The organism is Acidovorax sp. KNOB132, assembly GCF_057541515.1.
Map to the genome: position 1 here is coordinate 1 of NZ_BAAJYT010000235.1, position 5,553 is coordinate 5,553.

6 protein-coding genes and 1 pseudogene are annotated in these 5,553 nt (G+C 69.0%); 3 read left to right on the plus strand and 4 right to left on the minus strand.

Annotation, left to right across the window (positions count from 1 at the left end):
* The 3 genes from AC27IO_RS19720 to AC27IO_RS19730 form a co-directional block, all read left to right on the plus strand.
* Positions 1 to 746: DUF4139 domain-containing protein (locus tag AC27IO_RS19720; protein WP_498740321.1), on the plus strand; the 746-nt coding region annotated here is incomplete at its 5' end.
* Positions 743 to 1,282 (plus strand): phosphatidylglycerophosphatase A family protein, encoded by a 540-nt coding sequence (locus AC27IO_RS19725; RefSeq protein ID WP_487091156.1) that lies wholly within the window; start codon positions 743 to 745, stop codon positions 1,280 to 1,282. The genes AC27IO_RS19720 and AC27IO_RS19725, both read left to right, overlap by 4 nt.
* 104 nt (positions 1,283 to 1,386) lie before the next feature.
* Entirely contained in the window at positions 1,387 to 1,806 is a 420-nt protein-coding gene (locus tag AC27IO_RS19730; protein ID WP_498740323.1) for a CinA family protein, read from the plus strand.
* 40 nt (positions 1,807 to 1,846) lie between these two features.
* Here the strand turns inward: AC27IO_RS19730 and AC27IO_RS19735 are convergent, their stop codons facing one another.
* From AC27IO_RS19735 to AC27IO_RS19750, 4 genes and pseudogenes are all read right to left on the minus strand, one after another.
* A complete protein-coding gene (locus AC27IO_RS19735) occupies positions 1,847 to 2,215 on the minus strand; it encodes a DUF1493 family protein (RefSeq protein WP_498740324.1) in 369 nt (122 codons plus the stop codon).
* Complete coding sequence (locus tag AC27IO_RS19740; RefSeq protein WP_498740326.1) at positions 2,215 to 2,646, minus strand: STM2901 family protein; 432 nt, start codon at positions 2,644 to 2,646, stop codon at positions 2,215 to 2,217. The genes AC27IO_RS19735 and AC27IO_RS19740 overlap by 1 nt, the downstream gene beginning before the upstream one ends.
* Before the next feature lie 84 nt (positions 2,647 to 2,730).
* Positions 2,731 to 4,223, minus strand: a pseudogene (locus AC27IO_RS19745) (SulP family inorganic anion transporter).
* Positions 4,224 to 4,307: 84 nt separating this feature from the next.
* Entirely contained in the window at positions 4,308 to 5,147 is an 840-nt protein-coding gene (locus AC27IO_RS19750; protein WP_272565705.1) for a UPF0149 family protein, read from the minus strand.
* Between the last annotated feature and the right edge of the window lie 406 nt (positions 5,148 to 5,553).

A 5,553-nucleotide genomic window follows, 5' to 3' on the forward strand; every position in this document is an offset into this window, starting at 1 on the left:
CGCAGATGGCCATGGCCCGCCTGCCCGCACCGGCGGCACCCGCCGCGATGGCCGCGCCGGCCAGCGTGGCCGAGGAAGCCGAGCCGCCCAGCTTCGACGTCACCGCGTTCGCCGGCACCTACGCCACGCAGTTCTCCGTGCCCCAGCGCATCACCGTGCCCTCCAACGGCCAGCGCACCACGCTGGCGCTGGGCACGCACAACGCGGCCGCCACGCTGCTCACGCGCGCCGTGCCCGCCCGGCAGGAGACGGCCTATCTCGTGGCCGAGATCGCGCCGCCGCCGGGCGCCTGGCCGGCAGGGCCCGTGGGGCTGTATCGCGATGGCGCCTTCATCGGCAACGACACGCTGGACTTCGCGCAGCACGCCACGGCCGGCGGCAGGGCCACCCTGTGGTTCGGGGCCGACGACCAGGTGATCGTGCAGGCCGAGCCGCCGCAGGAGACCACCGGCAGCGCCGGCTTCACCGGCGGGCGCACCGAGCGCCGCACCGATCGCGCCTACCGCGTGGAAAACCGCCACGCCCGGCCCATCGCGCTGCAGGTGCTGGACGCAGCGCCGGTCTCGCGCAACGAGAAGATCGAGGTCGAATCCCGCTACACGCCCGCGCCGCAGGACACGGCCTGGAACCGCACGCCCGGCACCATCGCCTGGCAGCAGCCGCTGGCCGCTGGCGCCACCGCGCGCTTCACGGCCACGCACACCGTGCGCTACCCGAAGGAGATCGCGCTGAGGGAGCGGGAATGAACGCCGCCCCCTTCGGCCCTGCCATGCCCGCCGCCGCACCGCGCCGCGCGACCGCCGCCTTCATGCGGTCGCACCCGGCGCACTGGATCGCCCTGGGCTTCGGCGCCGGCCTGTCGCCCAAGGCACCCGGCACCGTGGGCACGCTGTGGGCGTGGCTGGCCTATCTGGTGCTGCAGCAGTGGCTCGCGCCCCTGCATTTCGGCGTGTTGATCCTGGCCGGCACGCTCGTCGGCTGGTGGGCCTGCACCACCACCGCGCGCCACATGGGCGTGGCCGACCCCGGCAGCATCGTGTGGGACGAGGTGATCGCCTTCTGGCTCGTGCTGTGGCTGGCCATGCCCATGGGCTTCTGGGGGCAGTGCGCGGCGTTCGCGCTGTTCCGCTTCTTCGACGCCGCCAAGCCCGGCCCCGTGGCCTGGGCCGACAGTTTGTTCAAGGGCTTCGGCTGGCGCGGCGGCTGGGGCATCGTGTTCGACGACCTGGTGGCGGCCTTCTGCACGCTGGTGGTGATCGCGCTCTGGAGGCATCTGTGGTGACACCGGACGATTCGCTATCGAAATCAGAGCATGATGCCCTAGAAAATATTGCGCTGGAGGCCGATTTGGCTCATATCGCGCAAACACTCGTCGCGCGCGGGTGGATGCTGGCCACCGCCGAAAGCTGCACCGGCGGCCTGATCGCCGGCGCCTGCACCGACCTGGCCGGGTCGAGCCGCTGGTTCGAGCGCGGCTTCGTCACCTACTCCAACGCCGCCAAGACCGACCTGCTGGGCGTGCCCACCGCCCTCATCGAAGCGCACGGCGCCGTGAGCGAGCCCGTGGCGCGCGCCATGGCCGAGGGCGCCGTGGCGCGCTCGCTGGCGCAGGTGAGCGTGGCCGTGACGGGCGTGGCCGGACCCGGGGGCGGGAGCGCGGACAAACCGGTGGGGACGGTGTGGTTCGGCTGGTCGGTGGCGGGGCAGACCCACAGCGAAATGGTGCGCTTCGCGGGCGACCGGGCGGCCGTGCGTGCGGCCACCGTGCGGCATGCGCTGGCGCGGCTGGCCGATCTTCTGGTTTGACAGCAAACGCCCAAGCCTCAAGACCTTGGGCCTGTGCGCCTCAAGTGGCGGCCTCCCTCGGTCCAGCGGATTCGATGCGGGCGGCATCCCAGCGCTTCAGTTCAACGGACTTCGCGAGCATGCCCAAGGTGATGGGCACCTTCCTCTGTCGATCCCGATGGCGGCGCAAAGGCATCCAAAACAACTGCAATGGATTGAACCCTTCGTTGTGGAAATACCGTCCGAAATCGAACCCGCTGGAATCGACGCCGAACTCCGCGAAGAAGGTCTCCATGAACTCCACCGCATCGTCGCCCGTGATGCTGAGATCGTCCTCGATCGTTGTCTCTGAGTGAAGATTTCGGCCTGGGAGAACCCCAGACTCTTTTCTGGCGAATGCCTCGACCGCGGCGACTGGATTGATGACCATCAGAAAATCCTATCCTCTTCTTTGGCGAGCGCGTTGTAGGCACGCACAGATTCAGTAGAAATCCGATAGGCGTCATATGCCAGCATGAAAACGCCGACGACCGGGATGGTTCTCCCTACAAAGGCGCCGATGTTCCTGACAAACAATATTTTCAAGCTCGCCATGCTCTTCAGCGTCACCGTCGGCAGTATCTGATACTTCAATTTGAATGGCAGCGCTTTCCTTGCAACGACGGAAGCGATCGAGGTTCCACGGGTGGCACCATTGAATTTCCCTCTGGTTGTAATCACAGGGTAGCCAGCGACAATGGCTCCCAGCGCCGCAACGTCTTCGATACCAAAATGTTTTGCGGCCGTATCGACAAAAATCAAAAAGAAAAGCTCTTGTGGCTCCAACGGTTCGTGGATGCCAAAACGATACCCATTAGCCAAGTCAACCCCCTCAAGAATGAGAGTTAACTTTAAAGCAAGTTACTTTCTGAATAATTAACACCACTCATTAGAAATTCTTTGCTATCAAAGGGTATTGCCACCCGGCCCCAGCCGCCCCACCAGCCCCGCACTGGCCTCGTTCAGCCCCACCACCTCCACCACCGCGCCGTGGTGCCGCAGCCGCTGCACCACCTTCTCCAGCGCGGCCACGGCCGTCACGTCCCAGAAATGCGCGCGGGACACGTCGATGCGCACGGGGCGCCCTTCGGCCGCGAGGATGTCGAACGCCTCGATGAATGCGTCGGCCGAGGCGAAGAACACCTGGCCCGACACGTGCCAGGTGCGCAGGCCGGTGGCGGCATCGTCCTCGGCCCGCACGCCGAGCAGGCGCGCAACCTTGAACGCGAAGAACACGCCGCTCAGCACCACCCCCACGCCCACCCCGGCCGCGAGGTTGTGCGTGGCGAGCGTCACGGCCACGGTGGCGAGCATCACGGCGCTGGACAGGCGCGGGTGGCGCACCACGGCGCCCAGCGACTTCCAGTCGAACGTCGAGGCCGACACCATCACCATGATGGCCACCAGCGCGATCACCGGCACGCGCGACACCCAGTCCTTCAGCGCCACCATCAGGATGAGCAGGAACACGCCGGCGAACAGCGTGGACAGGCGCCCGCGCCCGCCGTATTTCACGTTGCCCACGGCCTGGCCGATCATTCCGCAGCCGGCGATGCCGCCGAAGCAGCTGGCCGCGATGTTGGCCAGGCCCAGGCCCGCGCACTCGCGGTTCTTGTCGCTGGGCGTGTCGGTCATCTCGTCCACCACGGCGGCGGTGAGCACCGATTCAAGCAGCCCCACCATGGCGATCGCCAGCGCCGGAAGCGCGATGGCGCGCAGCGTCTCCAGCGACACCGGCACCGCGGGCAGGCCGAACAGCGGCAGCGCATCGGGCAACCGGCCCAGGTCCGCCACGGTGGGCAGGTGCAGCCCCGTGGCGGAGGCGATGAGCGTGAGCGCCACCACGCAGATCAGCGGCGACGGAATGGCGGTGAGCGCCCGCACCTGCAGCCGCTGGCCCAGCCACGGCAGGCCGTAGATGAGGGCCAGCCCCAGCGCCAGCATGCCCCAGGTGGCGGCGCCCGCGCCGCGCAGGTGCGGCAGCTGCGCCGAGAAGATCAGCACCGCCAGCGCGTTGACGAAGCCCGTGCGCACCGAGCTGGAGACGAAGCGCACGAGCACGCCCATGCGCAGCAGCCCGAACGCCACCTGCACCACGCCCGCCAGCAGTCCCGCCGCCAGCAGATGGCCCAGCCCGTGCGACTGCACCAGCGGCGCCGCCACGAGCGCCACCGAACCGGCGGCTGCCGACACCATGGCCGGGCGCCGCCCGCGAAGGCGATCACGATGCTGATGACGAACGAGGCGAACAGCCCCACGGAGGGATCGACGCCCGCCACGAACGAAAACGCGATCACCTCGGGAATCAGCGCGAACGTGGCGACGGCACCCGCGAGCAGTTCGCGCGGAATGCTGGGCGCCCATTCGGCGCGCAGGCGGGCCAGGAAAGCAGGGGTCATGGAACGGCAACGCGCGCCGGAGCGCGCGTAAAAGCAAAAGGAAAGGGGAAGAAGAAGCGCCCGGTCAGGCCGCGCCGGCGTCCGTCAGGCGCCGCAGCACTTCTTGTATTTCTTGCCGCTGCCGCAGCTGCACGGGTCGTTGCGGCCGGGGGTGTCGGCGCGGCGCACGGCCTCCACGCGCGGGCCGATGCTCTTCCAGAGCTGGCGCAGGTCATACACGGCCCAGACGGCTTCGCTGAACGACTCCAGGCGGGCCTCGCTCACGCTGGCCGGGCCGTCCTCGGCATACAGGTTGTGCTCGGGCTTGCCGGTGTCGTCCTCGGTCAGCACCACGATGTTCTCCAGCGCGCCGTCCAGCCACTGCGCGGCGTCCTTGTCGCGCGGGGCGGCCCATTCCTCGGGCCAGTTCTCCACCGCGAACATGAAGCCGAGCGCCCACACCTGGCCGAACGAGGGAATGTCCTGGCCGGCCATCTCGGCGCGCTCCTCCTCGGGCAGGCAGGCGACGGCGCCGCGCATGTCCATCACCTCGGGCTGAAAGGCCCGGTCGTCCTCCAGCGATTCCACCTCGGTGGCCAGCTGGCGGCTGACCTCGTCGAACCGCAGCGTCCACAGCTCCATGAACCGTGCCTGCTGGGCTTCGTCCTTGAAGGCCGGCAGCAGCGGCAGCGGGGCGCCCGCGCCCTCGGTCACATCAATGGGGCCGCCGTCGTCCAGCAGCATGGGCAGGTATTCGGCGGCGGGAATGGCGCGGCGCGTGCAGGCCAGCGCGGTCAGGAAACCGTCGCAGAACTCCCACTGCGGGATTTCTTCGGCACGGCTGCGCAGGTCGTCCAGCAGCGTGTCCAGCTCGTCGAGCGCATCGTTGTCAAGGGCGGGTTCGGTGCCGGCGGCAGCGGCGGTGTCGTGGGAGGATTCGGTCATGGGGCGGCTCCAGGGCGCGGCGGGGGGAGAAAAAGGCTTCGTTATGATGCCGCAGCCCGCGCAAAGCGGCGAACCGGGGCGGGCGCAGGCATGGCGCTGGAGGCAGGTGCAGACAGCCCCGCCCAGGGCCACGGCCGGGCCGCAGGCGGCGATTTTATCCGCCCGGCCCCGGCCGGCCCCTGCCGGCCTCGGTTCGCACCCCGTTCGCAGCCCCGGGCCCGGCCCGTTCCCCTCTTTCGCACCGACCCCATGCCGACCCACGCCGATCCTGCAGCGCCCGCCGCCGCCGTCCCCACCGACCCCGCGGCCTTCCTGCGCGAGCATGCGGCCACCCAGGCGCCCAACGTGCAGAGCTACCGCCTGCCCGGCGAGCAGTGGTGGCTCAAGCGCGCGGGCGCCAGCCACG

Excerpts from the sequence above, each read along its gene's own strand:
- AC27IO_RS19725 (WP_487091156.1), top strand. The coding sequence starts at position 743 with ATGAACGCCGCCCCCTTCGGCCCTGCCATGCCCGCCGCCGCACCGCGC.
- AC27IO_RS19735 (WP_498740324.1), bottom strand. The coding sequence starts at position 2,215 with ATGGTCATCAATCCAGTCGCCGCGGTCGAGGCATTCGCCAGAAAAGAG.
- AC27IO_RS19750 (WP_272565705.1), bottom strand. The coding sequence starts at position 5,147 with ATGACCGAATCCTCCCACGACACCGCCGCTGCCGCCGGCACCGAACCC.
- AC27IO_RS19730 (WP_498740323.1), top strand. The coding sequence starts at position 1,387 with ATGCTGGCCACCGCCGAAAGCTGCACCGGCGGCCTGATCGCCGGCGCC.